The following is a 15,128-nucleotide window of genomic DNA, read 5'->3' as shown; positions in this document are numbered from 1 at the left end:
CTCGCGCCTACCAGTTGTATTTCGCGCTGGCGAGCACGGTCCGCTCGTTGCCGAACACGCACACGTTGTACGACTGGCAACCGCTGACATAACGCCGGTCGAACAGGTTCGCGACGTTCAGCGCGAACCGCCAGTGCGGCATCTCGTAGTGCAGCGCCAGGTCGACCAGCGTCACGCTCGGCACCGTCAGCGAGTTGTCGGGCGCGCCCGCCGACGCGCTCTGGTAACGCACACCGCCGCCGAACCCGAGGCCCGACAGCGCGCCCGTGCGCCAGGTCCAGTCGGCCCACATCGAAGCCATCTGCCGCGGCAGCGGCACGGCCACCGGCCAGTGGTTCAGCGACGCGTCGTTCGCCTGCACGTTCTTGACGTCCTGATGGACATACGACGCGACGACCGACAGCTCGCGGGTGACCTTACCGACCGCGCTCAGCTCGATCCCGCGCGAGCGCACCTTGCCGGTCTGCACGGACGTCGTGCCGGTCGGGTCGAGATTGACCGGCGTCGGCGTCGCGACGTTGGTCTGGTCGATCTGGTAGAGGGCCGCACTCAGCATCAGGTTCCGGCCCGGCGGCTGCCAGCGCAACCCGGCTTCCGTCTGCGTGCCGCGTGTCGGCTTCGGCAGCCCGCCGCCATACAGCCGCACGCCGATGACGGGATCGAACGACGTCGAATGGCTCACATACGGCGACAGCCCGGCGTCGCCCCGATAGGTGAGCCCGACGCGCCCGGAGAATGCGCTGACGTCCTGCCGCGCCTGCTTGCCGGCCGTCCGGTCGTCGAACCGCGCATTGACGAAATCCTCGCGGCCGCCGAGCGTCAGCGTCCAGCGCTTCCAGCGGATCTGGTCTTGCGCGTATACGCCGAACGTGTTCATCGCCGTGTACTGGTCGACGTGGCCGAGCGACGTCGGGCCGGCGAAAATCGCGTCCGTGACGGGACGGTACACGGGGTGATACAGGTTGAGCGACGGCGCGATCGCAAGCCACACGCTGTTGGTCGTCGTCTGCCGGTCGTATTGCACGCCGAGCAGCAGCGTATGTTCGAGCGGCCCCGTGGCGAAGCGGGCCTGGGCACGGTTGTCGACGTCGAGCCGGCTGTAGTTGAGCCGGAACAGCCCCGCGGTACGCATCATGTTGGTGGTGCTGCGGGGCGCGAAGCCGTTGCCGAACACCGTTGCGTCGTCGAGCGACAGGTGCGACCAGCGCACGTCCTGGTGCAGCGACCAGATCGCGTTCACGCGGTGCTCCAGCGCGTAGCCGAGCGACCACTGTTTCTTCCGGTAGTCGTTGAACCCGGGGTCGCCCATGTAGATGTCCTGCGACAGACGGCCGTTCGGGTTCGGCAGCACCGTGCCCGACGCAGGCAGGAAGTTCGACGAAATGTCGCCGCTGTCCTGCAGGAACGTCGCCGAGAGCGTCAGCGACGTGTCGGCATTCGGCCGCCAGCGGAACGACGGCGCCAGCGCGACGCGACGGTCGCCGTTCGGGCCGGTTTCCGCGTTGCCGTCGCGCGCCACGCCGACGAAGCGATACGCGTACCGGCCGTCCGGGTCGAGCGTGTCGCCGACATCGACCATGAATTGCTTGCGCGCGTCGTTGCCGATCTGCACGCCGGCTTCACGGACGCGTTCGCCGTCGGCGAGCTTCGTGTGCGCGTCGACGATCGCGCCGGGCTCGCCCGCGCCGTACAGCACCGACGTCGGCCCGCGCAGCACCGCGATCGAGTCGATCGTGTACGGGTCGACGCGCCAGTCCGCGATCACGGCCGTATGCGGCGCGGCCACGCCGTCGACGTACAGCGTCGGCGTGAAGCCGCGCAGCGCCGCATACGAGTCGGTGCGGCTGTCGGCACCGAACGTCGCGAATCCCGGCACGTAGCGCAGCGCCTGGTTCAGGTCGGTCGCGCCGGTCATCTCGATCTGCTGCGCGGTCACGATGTTGATCGTCTGCGGCACTTCTGACACCGGCGTATCGGTTTTCGTGCCGGCCGTGGTGCGCAGCCCGACGAGCCCGCTCGACGAGCGGTCGCCCTTCCCCGTCACGTCGATTTCCGGCAGCACGGCCGCCGGCGGCGCCGCTGCCGCACCCGATGCCTGCGCGTGCGCGGCGCCCGCTGCCGCCACGTACAACGCGCCTCCGGCGGCGATCGCCATCGCGCGTTTCGCCGCCCCCGTCCCCGTTACCATCGTTCCATGCTCCGTCGTGCTGGTGGCCGATTCGACCCGATCGCGGCGCGATCGCGGCGCGACGCAGCGCCGGCGCCCGCCCGGTGTTGTCATGCCGGCGATGCTGGTTGCGCGCGAGTCGGCATGCAACGGCCAATGGCGTCGTTCGCGAGCGCAGCGATCATACCGGGCGAACGTAACGGAGTCTTTAAAAAAGTGCGCCGGCGGAAAAAGCCGGCGTTCGGCGCTTTGGAGGCGGGGCCGGCGCGGGATCGATCCATGCGGCGGCCTTCGTGGAAGGCGGGTGAAAGACGGGGACGCCAGGCTGCATGCGCCCCGGGAGCGGTCGCGGGCTGCCGCCGGAGGGTCTAAGCGCGCACGCGCCGCATCCTGAGCGTCGCCGACGGCGACTCGCCGAACGCCCGCTTGTACTCGATCGCGAACCGCCCGAGGTGCGCGAAGCCCCATTTCAGCGCGATGTCCGTCACCGATGCGAGCCCCGGCGACTCGTCGGCCAGCAGTTCCTCGCGCACACGTTGCAGCCGCAACTGCCGCACGAAGCCCATCGGCGTGATCCCGTGGCGATGTCGGAAGCCGGCGAACAGCGTGCTCGGGCTCACGCCGGCGAGTTCGGCGAGCCGCTCGATCGTCAGCGGCTCGTCGAGATGGGCGCGAATGTAATCCTCGACGCGCCGCACATAGAACGGCGCGAGCGCCACCGGCAGGTGCCGCGTGCCGTTGCGCGCGCTGTTCGGGTGGCCGTGCAGCAGCAGGTTGAGCAGCGTCGATTCGAGCGGCTCGAACGCGAGCGGATGACGCAGCGGATGCGCGTCCGTCGCGATCGCGCCGGCGAGGACCGGCAGCAACTGCGCGAGACACGCCCCTTGCGACGACGACAGGCTGAATGCCGGTTCGAATTCGACCGGCGCGCGCCGGTCGTCGCCGAAATGCCGCTGCGCATGGCGCTCCATCACTTCGCGCTCGATGCGCACGATGACTTGCGGACACGCGTCGCCCCAGCGCATCTTCAGCGGCAGCGTCGGCGAGATCAACGACGCGGTGCCCGGCGACGACACGAAACGCGCCGATCCGCACTCGATCTCCGCGTCGCCGCGCAGCGGGATCTGCAACAGGAAGAAGTGCTCGAGCGGCCCGGGCTCGATGCTGACCCCGCCGCCATAATCGAGCAGGTTCAACGACAGGTTGCCCCAGCGCGCATGATGCATGCAGCTGTGCAGCGCGCGCGATTCGCCGGTCGGCGTGAGCCGGTGCGGCTTGAAGACGTCGGCGACACGCGCGCGCACCTCGTCGACATCGTTCGACTGCAGCAGCAGGTTGTCGTGATTGAAACAGGCGGTGTCGTCCAGCCAGCCCGTTCCGGAAAATTGCGCCATCGATGTTCTCCCGTCATGCTCGGTTGCACTCGCGCCGTGCATGCGTTCCCGGTGTGGGGGCATTCGCCGCACGATCCGGATAGCGCCCGGAGTATCCGGACAGTCCGGCCGCCAAAGCACGCAAGTCCCGCGCAAACGACGCAAGAAACGGACCGTTCGCGCATCGTAGAAAACTGTGCGGGCTTTCCGCATCCGCACATACCCGCAGTCGGCCGCGCGCCTGCCCACGCGCGGCGGCCGGTGCCGCAGGTTTCCGGAATTCGCGGATACCGGCCGAAGAAAGCGGATAGAAGCGCACGTTTCGTCCGCCAATACTGGGCTCGTCGCAGCAATGAATTCAACGGAGGGACAGATGAAAGGACGTCACATCGAGATTCCGTCGCCGGACGGCGGAACGTTTCGCGCCTACCTGAGCACGCCGGCCGGCGGCAAGGGGTCGGGCATCGTGCTGTGCCACGAGATCTTCGGCGCGAACGCGACGATGCGGGAGGCCGCCGACTACTACGCGGAAGAAGGCTATACGGTGCTCGTGCCCGACCTGTTCTGGCGCCAGGCGCCGGGAATCGAGCTCGGCCATGCGGCAGCCGATGTCGAGCGCGCGATGGCCCTGTATCGCGAATTCGACGAGGACAAGGGCGTCGAGGACATCGGTGCCGCGCTGGACACGCTCAGGCAGCAGCCGGAATGCACGGGTGAAACCGGCGTGCTCGGCTACTGCCTCGGCGGCAAGCTCGCCTATCTCGCCGCGTGCCGGCTGCCGGGCGTGGCCGCGGCGGTCAGCTACTACGGCGTGGGCATCGAGCAGGCGCTGGACGAGGCCGCGCACCTGCAGGGCCGGCTCGTGCTGCAGATCGCGGGGCTGGACCGCTTCTGCCCGCCCGACGCGCAGCAGCGCATCGCCGACGCGCTGTCCGGCCGCGACGGCGTCGAAGTGTATGTGTACCCGGGCGTCGATCACGCGTTCGCCCGCGTCGGCGGCGATCATTTCGACAAGGCCGCCGCGGTCATGGCCCACCAGCGCGCGATCGCCGCGTTCCGCGCCGCGCTCGGCCCGCACTACGACCTGTCCACACTGTGGGAAGCGCATCTCGAACACGAATTCGCCACGCGCAACGTCGATGCCACGATGGCGACGATGGTCGCCGAGCCGTACGTCAACCATGTTCCGACGCTGACGGGCGGCGTCGGCCACGACGAGCTCAAGCGCTTCTACACGCATCACTTCGTGCATGCGAATCCGCCCGACACGACGATCACCCCGATCTCGCGCACGATCGGCGCGAACCAGGTCGTCGACGAGCTGCTGTTCTGCTTCACGCACACCACCGAGATCGACTGGATGCTGCCGGGCGTCGCGCCCACCGGCAAGCGCGTCGAGATTCCACTCGTCGCGATCGTCAAGTTTCGCGGCGACAAGCTCTATCACGAGCACATCTACTGGGACCAGGCGAGCGTGCTCGTGCAGATCGGCCTGCTCGATCCGGCCGGCCTGCCGGTCGCGGGCGTCGAGACGGCCCGCAAGCTGCTCGACGAAACCGTGCCGTCGAACGGCCTGATGCGCCGCTGGCAGGACAGCGAGCCGTCGACGAGTGCGCACTGACGCGCCCACTCCCTCACCCCACGATTCACGGAGACACCCCATGACTGCCCTTGCTGGCAAAGTCGCGATCGTCACCGGCGGCGCCACGCTGATCGGCGCCGCGGTCGCGCAGGACCTGAGCCGCGCCGGTGCATGCGTCGCGATCCTCGATCTCGATGCGGACAACGGTGCGCGCGTCGCCGGTTCGCTCGGCGACAAGGCCATGTTCGTCGCGCTCGACATCACCGACGATCGCGCGATCGAACGTGCGATATCGGCCATCGTCGAGCGGTTCGGCGCGATCGACGTGCTCGTCAACCTCGCGTGCAGCTACGTCGACAACGGCATCCAGGCGACCCGCAACGACTGGCTCGCCGCGATGGACGTCAACGTCGTGTCGGCCGCGATGCTCGCGAAGGCCGTGCATCCGCACATGGCCCGGCGCGGCGGCGGCGCGATCGTAAACTTCAGCTCGATCTCGGCCGAGTGCGCACAGACCGGCCGCTGGCTGTACCCGACGTCCAAGGCGGCGATCCGCCAGCTCACGCGCAGCATGGCGATGGATCTCGCGCTCGAGCGCATTCGCGTCAACTCGGTATCGCCGGGATGGACGTGGTCGCGCGTGATGGACGAGCTGACGCACGGCGACCGCGCGAAGACCGATCGCGTCGCCGCGCCGTTCCACCTGCTCGGCCGCGTCGGAGATCCGTCCGAGGTCGCACAGGTCGTGACGTTCCTGTGCAGCGACGCGGCGAGCTTCGTGACGGGCGCCGACTACGCGGTCGATGGCGGTTATTCCGCGATGGGCCCCGAACAGGCGGTGCCGGCCATTCCGCGGCTCGCGGAGTGACCGTTCCCCGCCGCCGCTTTTCGCAATCATTCCGGCCGGCCTCCGGCCAACCAAGGACATCCCCATGAGACGTATCGCCATCGTCGGCGCCGGCCAGTCCGGCCTGCAACTCGCCTTCGCCCTGCTCGGCCAGGGCTATCACGTGACGCTCGCGACCAATCGCGACGCCGAACAGATCCGCACGGGCAAGGTCATGTCGAGCCAGTGCATGTTCCATACCGCGCTGCAGATCGAACGCGACCTCGGCCTGAACACCTGGGAGGAAGCGTGCCCGTCCGTCGAAGGGATCGGCATCGCGGTGCCGCATCCGGACGGCGGCGGCCGCAAGGCGATCGACTGGTCGTCGCGGCTGACCCGCTACGCGCAGTCGGTCGACCAGCGCGTGAAAATGGCCGACTGGCTCGACGGCGTGCGCCGCCGTGGCGCGGACGTGCGCATCGGCGACATCGGCGTGCCCGAACTCGAGGATCTGGCGCGCAGCCACGACCTCGTGCTGCTCGCGGCCGGCAAGGGCGAGATCGTCAACCTGCTCGGCCGCGACGACGCGCGCAGCGCGTTCGACCGCCCGCAACGTGCGCTGGCCCTCACCTATGTGAAAGGGATGACGCCGAGCCAGCCGTATTCGCGCGTGCGCTTCAACCTGCTGCCCGGCATCGGCGAGTATTTCGTGTTCCCCGCGCTGACCACGACGGGCCCGTGCGAAATCATGGTGTTCGAAGGCATTCCGGGCGGCCCGCTCGACTGCTGGGCCGACGTGAAGACGCCCGAGCAGCATCTGGACCGGAGCCTGTCGTTCCTGCGGCAATACGTGCCGTGGGAATTCGAGCGCTGTCGCGACGTCGAGCTCACCGATTCGAACGGCACGCTGGCCGGGCGCTTCGCGCCGACGGTGCGCAAGCCGTTCTTCCGGCTGCCGTCGGGCCGCACGGTGTTCGGGATGGCCGATGCGGTGGTCGTCAACGATCCGATCACCGGGCAAGGCTCGAACAACGCCGCGAAATGCGCGAACGCATATTTCGATGCGATCGTCGCGCGCGATGCCGCGCCGTTCAGCGAAGACTGGATGCAGCAGACGTTCGAAGGCTACTGGGCCTATGCGCAGCATGTCGTGCGCTGGACCAACTCGCTGCTCACCCCGCCGCCGCCGCACATCCTCGAACTGCTCGGCGCGGCCGGCCAGTTGCCGTCGCTCGCCGCGGCGATCGTCGACGGCTTCGACGATCCGCGCCGGTTCTCGCCGTGGTGGTTCGAGCCGTCGGCCTGCGCGGCGTTCATCCGCGAACACAGCGCGCGTTCGGAGTGAACGACATGGAAACGATCGCTACCGACCGCCCGACCCTCGACCCGATGCAGCTGCGCGCCGCGTTCGGGCAGTTCCCGACCGGCGTCACCGTGATCACCACGTGCGCGGCCGACGGACGCAAGGTGGGCCTCACCGCCAATTCGTTCTCGTCGCTGTCGCTCGATCCGCCGCTCGTGCTGTGGAGCCTTCGCAAGCTCGCGCCGAGCCGCCCGGACTTCATCGCGGCCACCCATTTCGCGATCAACATCCTCGCGCACGACCAGATCGACCTGTCGCGCCGCTTCGCGACGCCCAGCGCCGACAAGTTCGACGGCGTGCCGCACGCGGATTCGGAAGCCGGCGGCGTACCCTGCCTCGACGGCGCGAGCGCGCGCTTCGTGTGCCGCAACGTCGGCCACTACGAAGGCGGCGATCACCTGCTCTTCATCGGCCAGATCGAACAGTTCGACGCGTTCGGCAAGGCGCCGCTCGTGTTTCATGCGGGCCAGTATCGTGCGATCGCCGATCATCCCGATCTTTTTCGCACCGTTTGATTAGTTATACCGATAAATAACCAGGAGGTGGTGAACATGAAACTCGGCTCTCGCCTGCTCGTCGTCGCGGGCCTCTCGATCGCCGGCATGGCCGCAAGCGCGCCGGCCCGCGCATCCGACCTGCCGGCGGTCAACCTCGGCATGACCAGCTTCCTCGACGGCATGCCGCCGGCCGGCTCCGGCTGGTACGGCACGCAGTACCTGCAGTACTACACGGCCGGTCGCGTCAACGACAACGCGGGCAACAAGGTCGGGTTGCCGAAGCAGGACATCGACCTGTTCGCGGGGCTGAGCCAGCTCGTCTATCAGTCGCCGCTGACGTTCGCGGGCATGCATCCGGGCCTCGACGTGATCCTGCCGTGGATCGCGTCGGCGCGGACCGACGACGGCATCGGCAACGTCGCGCTGAATGCGCGTGCCGGCTTCGGCGACCTGCTGATCGGCCCGTTCGTCCAGTTCGACCCGGTGATGGGCGCGCAAGGCCCGCGCTTCGCGCAGCGCGTGGAATTCCAGTTCATCGCGCCGACCGGCGCGTACGACCCGTCGCGGGCGATCAACCCGGGCAGCCATGCCTGGTCGTTCGACCCGTACTGGGCGGCGACGCTGTGGCTCACGCCGAAATGGACCGTGTCGTGGCGGCTGCACTATCTGTGGAACACGACCAACCATCGGCCGGCCACGTCGCTCGGCCCGGACGTGACGTCGACGCAGGCCGGCCAGGCGATCCACGCGAACTTCGCGACCGAGTACGAGGTGCGCCCCGGCCTGCGGCTGGGACTCAACGGCTACTGGCTGCGACAGACCACCGACATGAAGGAAAACGGGCAGGACGTGCCGGGCACGCGGGAGGCCGTGTTCGCGATCGGCCCGGGGGCCATGTACAGCTTCTCGCAGCAGGATCACCTGATGTTCAACGCGTATTTCGAGACCTATGCGCGGAACCGGCCGCAGGGCACGCGGATGGTGCTGCGGTACGTGCATCACTTTCAGTGACGGCCGCGACCGGACGAACGAGCCCGGTCGGTTTCGTCGGACGAATGATGCATGCTGCCCGCACCGGCGCGCCTGTCCTATAGTTTTGGAGAAGACAACGCAGGCAATACGTCACGACCACGGAGGACCCGCGCGATGAATCCTTCAGCAACCTCCCGGTTCTTGTCGAACGTATCGCGGCGGCTGACTCACGGCATCGTGGCCGTCGCGCCGGCCGTGGTCATCGGCATCGCCGTTTCCGCGTGCGGCGGCGACAGTTCGCCGGGCTCGAGCGTGCCGGCGTTCGCGAACGCGGCGCGCCCGCAGATCAACGCCCTGCTCGCGGATACGCAGACACCCGGCGCAGTCGTCTATGTGCAATCGCCGCAAGGGAACTGGCTCGAATCGTTCGGCACGGCCGTGCGGGGCACGAACACGCCGATACCGACGAACGCGCACTTTCGCGTCGGCAGCGTGACCAAGACATGGACCGGCACGGTGATCCTGCAACTCGTGCAGGAAGGCCGGCTGAGCCTCGGCGACACCGTCAGCAAGTTCGTCGCGAACGTGCCGAACGGCAATACGATCACGATCGAACAGTTGCTGACCATGCGCAGCGGCCTCTACAACTATTCGACGAATCTCGCGTTCAACCAGACGCTCGACGCGCAGCCCGACAAGGTGTGGACCACGTCGGAACTGCTGGGTATCGCCGAAGGCCAGCCGGTCTATTTCGCGCCCGGTGCGGATTTTCGCTACTCGAATACGAACACGGTGCTGCTCGGGCTCATCATCGAGCAACTGACCGGCATGAGCTCGGCCGATGCGATGAACGCGCGCCTGTTCGCGCCGCTCGGCCTGGTCAATACCTTGCTCCCGCCGCAGCAGGATACGTCGCTGCCGGCACCGGCGCCGCAGGGCTATCAATGGGGCACCAATGCCGAGACGACCGACAGCGACGCGCTGTCGCCCCAACGCCAGGCGGACGCGAAAAACGGCACGCTGCAACCGACGAACGTTACCCGCGTGAATACGTCGTGGGCGTGGACGGCGGGCTCCGGCATTTCAACCGTGACGGAACTGGCCGCATACGTGCAGCGGATGGTGGGCGGCGGCTACCTGAACGCCAACCTTCAGGCGCAACGGCTCGCCAGTTGCACGCCGATCGATTCGTCCGACCCGAGGTCGGCCAGCTACTGCTTGGGCCTGGCCAAATTCGGCACGTTCTACGGACATACGGGCGAGATCCCGGGCTTCAATACCTTCATGGGCTACGACCCGGTCACGAAGACGACGATCGTCACGTGGGCGAACACGGCGGCCGCGCCGGATGGGCGCGCACCGGCCAACGTGATCGCGCAGATCGTCATGGGCGAGCTCAGCAAGGCGGCCGAAGTGCCGAGCGAAGGGCGGCCGTGATGCCGCGCGAACACCGCTGCGTCACGTACAACGTGATGCCGGCAAACTTCGCCGGCATTCAGGTTAGCAGTAGGGGGCAGCCGATCAGGCGGTGGACTACGGCTACTTCCATGGCCGACCATGGGTCCAGGATGCATTGACGCCGCTATGGTCAACCTGTCTCGCGGCGCCGCCTGGGGAGGGAGCCTCCATGAAGCCTGTCGCCGTGCCGGCCGGCGGGGGTGGCCGTCCGGCACGCTGAACCTTCAGTGTCGATTCCGGCGCAATTCCGGCTCGTCGTTCACTGTGCGATGCCAACGAATGTCGGCAGCAGCACGCGATAGACGTGGATCATGGCCGGCCCGAGCAGCACCACCATCAGCGCGGGAAAGATGCAGAAGATCAACGGGAACAGCAGCTTCAACGCGATCTTCGCGGCCCGCTCCTCCGCACGCATCCGGCGCCGCGTGCGCAGCATGTCGGACAGCACGCGCAGCGATTCGCTGATGCTCGTGCCGAACCGGTCGGCCTGGATCAGCATCGCGCAGAACGCCTCGATGTCCTCCACGCCGGTACGCAGCGCGAGATTGCGCAGCGCCGTCTCCTTCGTGAAGCCGGAGCGCATCTCGAGCAGCAGCAGGTCGAGTTCGCTCGCGACCACCTCGCTGCTGAACCGCAGCTCCTCGCTCACCTTCATCAGCGCCGCGTCGAGCCCGAGCCCCGCTTCGACGCAAACCGTCAGCAGGTCGAGCGCGTCCGGGAAATCCTCGAAGATCTTCTGCTGGCGCACCTTGACCCGCTGCGACAGCACGATGTTCGGGATGTAGTAGCCGATGCCGGCAAGCGCGACGAGGATGACCGACAGGATCTCGCGCTCGTCGCCGAGCCGGGTCGTGATCAGCGCCAGCAGCGCCGCGCACGGCAACCCGAGTGCCAATGCCGTCTTCGCGGTGAAATAAAGCGCGGCCGCACTCTGGTTGCGCCAGCCGGCATTCATGAGCCGGATGCGCAGCGGCGAATTCTCCCAGCCCTGCTTCGGCACCGACAGCCTCGAGATCGGGGTAGACAGCTCCACCAGCTTCGCAACCCAGCGCGACGCCAAGTCGTCGCCGTCGCCGGTGCCCGCGACGGCAGTCGCGCCCGCCCCGGTTCCACCGGCCTGCTGGATCCGGCGCTGGATGCTGCGTGGCGCGAACAGCAGCATCGCGACAAGCGCGCCGCCGGCCACGAAGATGAACAAGCCGCCCAGCATCACGGCCTGGACTACGCTCAGGTTTTGCATGACAGCCTCGCAACGGTTCGTTATACGATTCGCGCGTCAGACGCGAATGCGGACAATGCGGCGGATCCAGAACAGGCCGAACAACATCGACACCAGCATCGTGCCGACCATCCTGATCCCGGCCGGATCTTCCCAGAGCACCGACAGGAATTCTCGGTTCAGCACGGCCATCACCGCGGCTGTGCCGAACGGCAGCAGCCCGAGAATCCATGCCGACAGCCGCCCTTCCGCGGACAGCACGCGCACCTTGTCGAACAGCTTGAAGCGCTCCCGGATCAGCGCGGCGATGCTGTCGAGCAGCTCGGCCAGGTTGCCGCCCGTCTCGCGCTGGATCAGCACCGCGATCACGAAGTAACGCAGGTCCTGTACCGGCACGCGCGTGGCGAGGTTCATCAGCGCGTCGTGCAGCGGCACGCCGTAGTTGACCTCGTCGAAGGTGACCCGGAACTCGCCGCCCATCGGGTCGGGAAACTCGTCGCCGACCATCCCGAGCGTGCTCGTGAACGAGTGACCGGACCTCAACGCGCGCGCGATCATGTCGCAGATGTCCGGCAACTGCCGCTCGAGCTTGCGCATCCGGCGCCCGCGGCAGCGCAGCACGTACATGATCGGCGCGCATCCGGCGAACAGCGCAAGCGGCAGCACCGCGAGTTGCGGCAGCGTCGCGAAGCTCAGTACGAGCCACGCGAACGCCGTGAACACCGTGCTCAGCATGATCAGCTTCGGCAGCGTCCAGTCGAGCCCCGATTGCTGGATCACGAGATCGAGCCGGTGTACGCGCGGCACCCGCAGCAGCAACCGGTCGAACGGCTTCGATTCGTCGAGCATTCGCTTCTTCAGGATCGACAGCCGTTCCTGCTGAACGTTGCCGCCGGCCGACATCGAGCGGATGCGCGATTCGATCCGGCGCGCGGCGGAGCCGTGCCGCGCGTTCCACCATTGATAGCCCCCTTCGATCGCGAGCACCACCGCGACGAAGGTGAGAATCACAAAACCGTAAAAGATCGTGTTCATGAAGCCTCCCCGGCAGCGAACAGCGCCCTGTCGTCAGTTCGTCTCGTACCGCTGAGACGGGTCGTACAGCGAATCCGGCAGGTTGATGCCGAATGCCTGCAGCCGCTCGACGAACTTCGGCCGCACGCCGGTCGCGCAGAAGTGGCCGCGTACCGAGCCGTCGCGGTCCACGCCCGAGCGCTTGAACGTGAAGATCTCCTGCATGTTGATGATGTCGCCTTCCATCCCGGTCAGCTCCTGGATGCTGACGATCTTGCGCTTGCCGTCGGTCAGCCGCGCTGCCTGCACGACCACCGAGATCGCCGATGCGATCTGCTGGCGCATCGTCTTCGGCGGCAGCGTCAGGCCGGAGACGCTGATCATGTTCTCGAGCCGCGTCAACGCGTCGCGCGGCGTGTTTGCGTGGATCGTCGCGAGCGAGCCTTCGTGGCCGGTGTTCATCGCGTTGAGCATGTCGAGCGCTTCGGCGCCGCGCACTTCGCCGAGGATGATCCGGTCGGGGCGCATCCGCAGCGCGTTGCGCACCAGCGTGCGCTGCGTGATCTCGCCCTTGCCCTCGATGTTCGGCGGGCGCGTTTCGAGCCGCAGCACATGCGGCTGCTGCAGTTGCAGCTCGGCGGCGTCCTCGATCGTCACGATCCGCTCGTTGCGCGGAATGTAGCCGGACAGGATGTTGAGCAGCGTCGTCTTGCCGCTGCCGGTGCCGCCCGACACCAGCACGTTCACCTTCGCGCGCGACAGCGCATCGAGCAGTTCGGCCATCGGCGGCGTCAGGCTGTGGTAGCGCACGAGGTCGTCCATCTTCAGCGGATTGACCGCGAAGCGCCGGATCGACATCAGCGGCCCGTCGATCGCGGACGGCGGGATGATCGCGTTCACGCGCGAGCCGTCCGGCAGGCGTGCATCGACCATCGGGCTCGATTCGTCGATGCGGCGCCCGACGCGCGACACGATCTTCTCGATCACCTTCATCAGGTGCGCATCGTCGTAGAACGTCACGTCGGTCAGTTCGAGCTGGCCGGCGCGCTCGACATAGACCTGCCGGTACGTGTTCACGAGGATGTCGGAAATGCCGGGGTCGCGCAGCAGCGCTTCGAGCGGGCCGAAGCCGAACATCTCGTCGTACACGTCGATCGCGAGCTGCCGCCGCTCGATGTCGTTCGCGGGCAGCCGCTCCTCGTCGAGGATGCGCGCGATCAGGGCGCCGATCTCCATGCGGACCGACTCTTGCTGCATCCGAGACAGGCGCTCGAGCTCGACGCGTTCGAGCACGGCCAGGTGGATTTCGCGGCGCAGCTTCTGGTATGCGTCGCGCACCGACGAATGCGCCGGGCCGGCCGGTTCGCTGCCCGCCGCGTGCGGCTGGGCCCGGTGCAACGACATCTGTTCGCGCAATGACATGATGGTTCCCCGAAAGATTTACATGGACTTGAGCTTCGGCGTGGCCCTGCGGCCGAAAAGCCGGGACATCAGCGGTTCGCTGTGCGTGGTGCCGTGCCCCGCGCGCACCTCCCCGTCGACGAGTTGCTTCGCGCAGCCTTGCAACGCGCGCACGACCGCCGTGCCGCGCGCGAGCCGCGACACCGGATGGCCCTGGTTGATCGCTTCGAGCACGGTGTCCGCATCGTCGGGGATCGTGCAGGCCGCCTGCAGGCCGAGCACTTCCTCGAGCGCGGTGCGGGTACGGTCGCTCGCGCGCGTCGCGCGGTTCACGATCAGACGCAACTGGTCGGTCGAGTAGCCGAGCGACACGAGGATCTCCAGCAGCCGGCGGCCCGCGCGCACGTGCGGCATCGCGGGCTGCAGCACCAGCTGGATCTGGTCGCTGCGATCCAGCGCGACCATCGACAGCGGATTGATACAGACACCGACGTCGAAGATCACGAAGTCGTAGCGCGGCGCGGCAACACCCAGGATCCATTCGAGCGCGTCCTCGCGCATCTCGGCGGCCTTGACCGGGTCGCCTGCGCCCGCGAGCACGTGGAAGTTCTCAGTCACGTGCGCGACGCTCGCGTCGAGGAATGCGCTGTCGAGCCGCTCGATCTGCGTGCACAGTTGCGGCAACGTCGACGGCGGGGTTTCGTCGCTGACGAGGAACGCCGCATCGGCGAACTGCTGGTTCAGGTCGATCAGCAGCACGCGGCGCTTGAAGCCTTCCGCGATCTCGAATGCGATGTTGCTGGCCGCGAAGCTCGTGCCGGCCCCGCCCTTGCACGACATGAACGACACGATCCGCGTATCGTCGGTGTCGCGCCGCGTGCTTTGCGCGGCCGCGCGCTCGAGCGCATTGCCGAGCGCCTGTGGATCGAGCGGCCACTGCAGCACGTCCCGCGCGCCCGCGCGCATCGCGTCGAGCAGCATGTGCTGCGACGTGTCCGCCGTCACGAGAATGCAGGTCAGGCCCGCGTGCGCGCGGCAGATGCGCTCGATCGCCGACAGCTCGGACGGCTCGAGCGACGTGCCGTCGACCAGCAGGATGTCGAACGCGTCGAGCCCGTCGGTGCGATGTTCGATCTGCGACGGGCGACCGGTCGCGCGCGTGGCGCGATAACGTCCGCAGTCGGCCACGAGGCGCGCGATCTGCGTGAGTCGCGCGGTATCGTCGGAAGCTACGAGGATGTTGATCATGTCGTGTG

12 protein-coding genes are annotated in these 15,128 nt (G+C 67.6%); 6 read left to right on the top strand and 6 right to left on the bottom strand.

The genetic code is table 11. The annotated features are described in order from the left end of the window. Positions 1 to 7: 7 nt before the first annotated feature. Together PQB87_RS36360 and PQB87_RS36355 are read right to left on the bottom strand one after the other, a co-directional pair. A complete protein-coding gene (locus PQB87_RS36360) occupies positions 8 to 2,188 on the bottom strand; it encodes a TonB-dependent siderophore receptor (protein WP_489245092.1) in 2,181 nt (726 codons plus the stop codon). 347 nt (positions 2,189 to 2,535) lie between these two features. Continuing rightward, a complete protein-coding gene (locus PQB87_RS36355; RefSeq protein WP_059648650.1) occupies positions 2,536 to 3,561 on the bottom strand; it encodes an AraC family transcriptional regulator in 1,026 nt (341 codons plus the stop codon). A 352-nt stretch (positions 3,562 to 3,913) separates the two neighbouring features. On the opposite strand from PQB87_RS36355, the gene PQB87_RS36350 reads away from it, so the two are divergent. The 6 genes from PQB87_RS36350 to PQB87_RS36325 all read left to right on the top strand — a co-directional run bounded on the left by PQB87_RS36350 (position 3,914) and on the right by PQB87_RS36325 (position 10,217). Continuing rightward, the gene (locus tag PQB87_RS36350) at positions 3,914 to 5,161 is read left to right on the top strand and encodes a dienelactone hydrolase family protein (RefSeq protein WP_489245090.1); all 1,248 of its coding nucleotides are present in this window, start codon (positions 3,914 to 3,916) and stop codon (positions 5,159 to 5,161) included. Positions 5,162 to 5,201: 40 nt separating this feature from the next. Further along, positions 5,202 to 5,990, top strand: a complete 789-nt coding sequence (locus tag PQB87_RS36345; RefSeq protein ID WP_489245088.1) for an SDR family oxidoreductase — start codon at positions 5,202 to 5,204, stop codon at positions 5,988 to 5,990. A gap of 64 nt (positions 5,991 to 6,054) precedes the next feature. After that, positions 6,055 to 7,293 carry a styrene monooxygenase/indole monooxygenase family protein gene (locus tag PQB87_RS36340; protein ID WP_301861634.1) on the top strand — a complete coding sequence of 413 codons (1,239 nt, stop codon included), beginning with the start codon at positions 6,055 to 6,057 and terminating at the stop codon, positions 7,291 to 7,293. 5 nt (positions 7,294 to 7,298) lie between these two features. Continuing rightward, on the top strand, positions 7,299 to 7,826 hold the full coding sequence (locus tag PQB87_RS36335; RefSeq protein WP_124842505.1) for a flavin reductase family protein: 528 nt from the start codon (positions 7,299 to 7,301) through the stop codon (positions 7,824 to 7,826). Between the two features lie 36 nt (positions 7,827 to 7,862). Further along, positions 7,863 to 8,819 carry a SphA family protein gene (locus PQB87_RS36330; protein ID WP_489245085.1) on the top strand — a complete coding sequence of 319 codons (957 nt, stop codon included), beginning with the start codon at positions 7,863 to 7,865 and terminating at the stop codon, positions 8,817 to 8,819. 135 nt (positions 8,820 to 8,954) lie between these two features. After that, positions 8,955 to 10,217, top strand: a complete 1,263-nt coding sequence (locus PQB87_RS36325; RefSeq protein WP_153490837.1) for a serine hydrolase domain-containing protein — start codon at positions 8,955 to 8,957, stop codon at positions 10,215 to 10,217. Between the two features lie 280 nt (positions 10,218 to 10,497). Here PQB87_RS36325 and PQB87_RS36320 read toward each other — a convergent pair whose 3' ends face one another. The 4 genes from PQB87_RS36320 to PQB87_RS36305 are packed head-to-tail and all read right to left on the bottom strand — an operon-like array spanning position 10,498 to position 15,120. Continuing rightward, positions 10,498 to 11,478 carry a type II secretion system F family protein gene (locus tag PQB87_RS36320; protein WP_060084650.1) on the bottom strand — a complete coding sequence of 327 codons (981 nt, stop codon included), beginning with the start codon at positions 11,476 to 11,478 and terminating at the stop codon, positions 10,498 to 10,500. Positions 11,479 to 11,514: 36 nt separating this feature from the next. After that, positions 11,515 to 12,492 (bottom strand): type II secretion system F family protein, encoded by a 978-nt coding sequence (locus PQB87_RS36315; RefSeq protein ID WP_060084649.1) that lies wholly within the window; start codon positions 12,490 to 12,492, stop codon positions 11,515 to 11,517. A 33-nt stretch (positions 12,493 to 12,525) separates the two neighbouring features. After that, a complete protein-coding gene (locus tag PQB87_RS36310; RefSeq protein WP_060084648.1) occupies positions 12,526 to 13,893 on the bottom strand; it encodes a TadA family conjugal transfer-associated ATPase in 1,368 nt (455 codons plus the stop codon). Between the two features lie 18 nt (positions 13,894 to 13,911). Then, entirely contained in the window at positions 13,912 to 15,120 is a 1,209-nt protein-coding gene (locus PQB87_RS36305) for a CpaE/TadZ family protein (protein ID WP_059688218.1), read from the bottom strand. Between the last annotated feature and the right edge of the window lie 8 nt (positions 15,121 to 15,128).

This window comes from Burkholderia sp. KL41, assembly GCF_057005415.2.
Note: the sequence above shows the minus strand (reverse complement) of the source record. Positions and strands in the feature narration are given on the sequence as shown.

Excerpts from the sequence above, each read along its gene's own strand:
- PQB87_RS36350 (WP_489245090.1), top strand. The coding sequence starts at position 3,914 with ATGAAAGGACGTCACATCGAGATTCCGTCGCCGGACGGCGGAACGTTT.
- PQB87_RS36320 (WP_060084650.1), bottom strand. The coding sequence starts at position 11,478 with ATGCAAAACCTGAGCGTAGTCCAGGCCGTGATGCTGGGCGGCTTGTTC.
- PQB87_RS36305 (WP_059688218.1), bottom strand. The coding sequence starts at position 15,120 with ATGATCAACATCCTCGTAGCTTCCGACGATACCGCGCGACTCACGCAG.
- PQB87_RS36315 (WP_060084649.1), bottom strand. The coding sequence starts at position 12,492 with ATGAACACGATCTTTTACGGTTTTGTGATTCTCACCTTCGTCGCGGTG.
- PQB87_RS36325 (WP_153490837.1), top strand. The coding sequence starts at position 8,955 with ATGAATCCTTCAGCAACCTCCCGGTTCTTGTCGAACGTATCGCGGCGG.
- PQB87_RS36360 (WP_489245092.1), bottom strand. The coding sequence starts at position 2,188 with ATGGTAACGGGGACGGGGGCGGCGAAACGCGCGATGGCGATCGCCGCC.
- PQB87_RS36335 (WP_124842505.1), top strand. The coding sequence starts at position 7,299 with ATGGAAACGATCGCTACCGACCGCCCGACCCTCGACCCGATGCAGCTG.
- PQB87_RS36340 (WP_301861634.1), top strand. The coding sequence starts at position 6,055 with ATGAGACGTATCGCCATCGTCGGCGCCGGCCAGTCCGGCCTGCAACTC.
- PQB87_RS36310 (WP_060084648.1), bottom strand. The coding sequence starts at position 13,893 with ATGTCATTGCGCGAACAGATGTCGTTGCACCGGGCCCAGCCGCACGCG.
- PQB87_RS36345 (WP_489245088.1), top strand. The coding sequence starts at position 5,202 with ATGACTGCCCTTGCTGGCAAAGTCGCGATCGTCACCGGCGGCGCCACG.
- PQB87_RS36330 (WP_489245085.1), top strand. The coding sequence starts at position 7,863 with ATGAAACTCGGCTCTCGCCTGCTCGTCGTCGCGGGCCTCTCGATCGCC.
- PQB87_RS36355 (WP_059648650.1), bottom strand. The coding sequence starts at position 3,561 with ATGGCGCAATTTTCCGGAACGGGCTGGCTGGACGACACCGCCTGTTTC.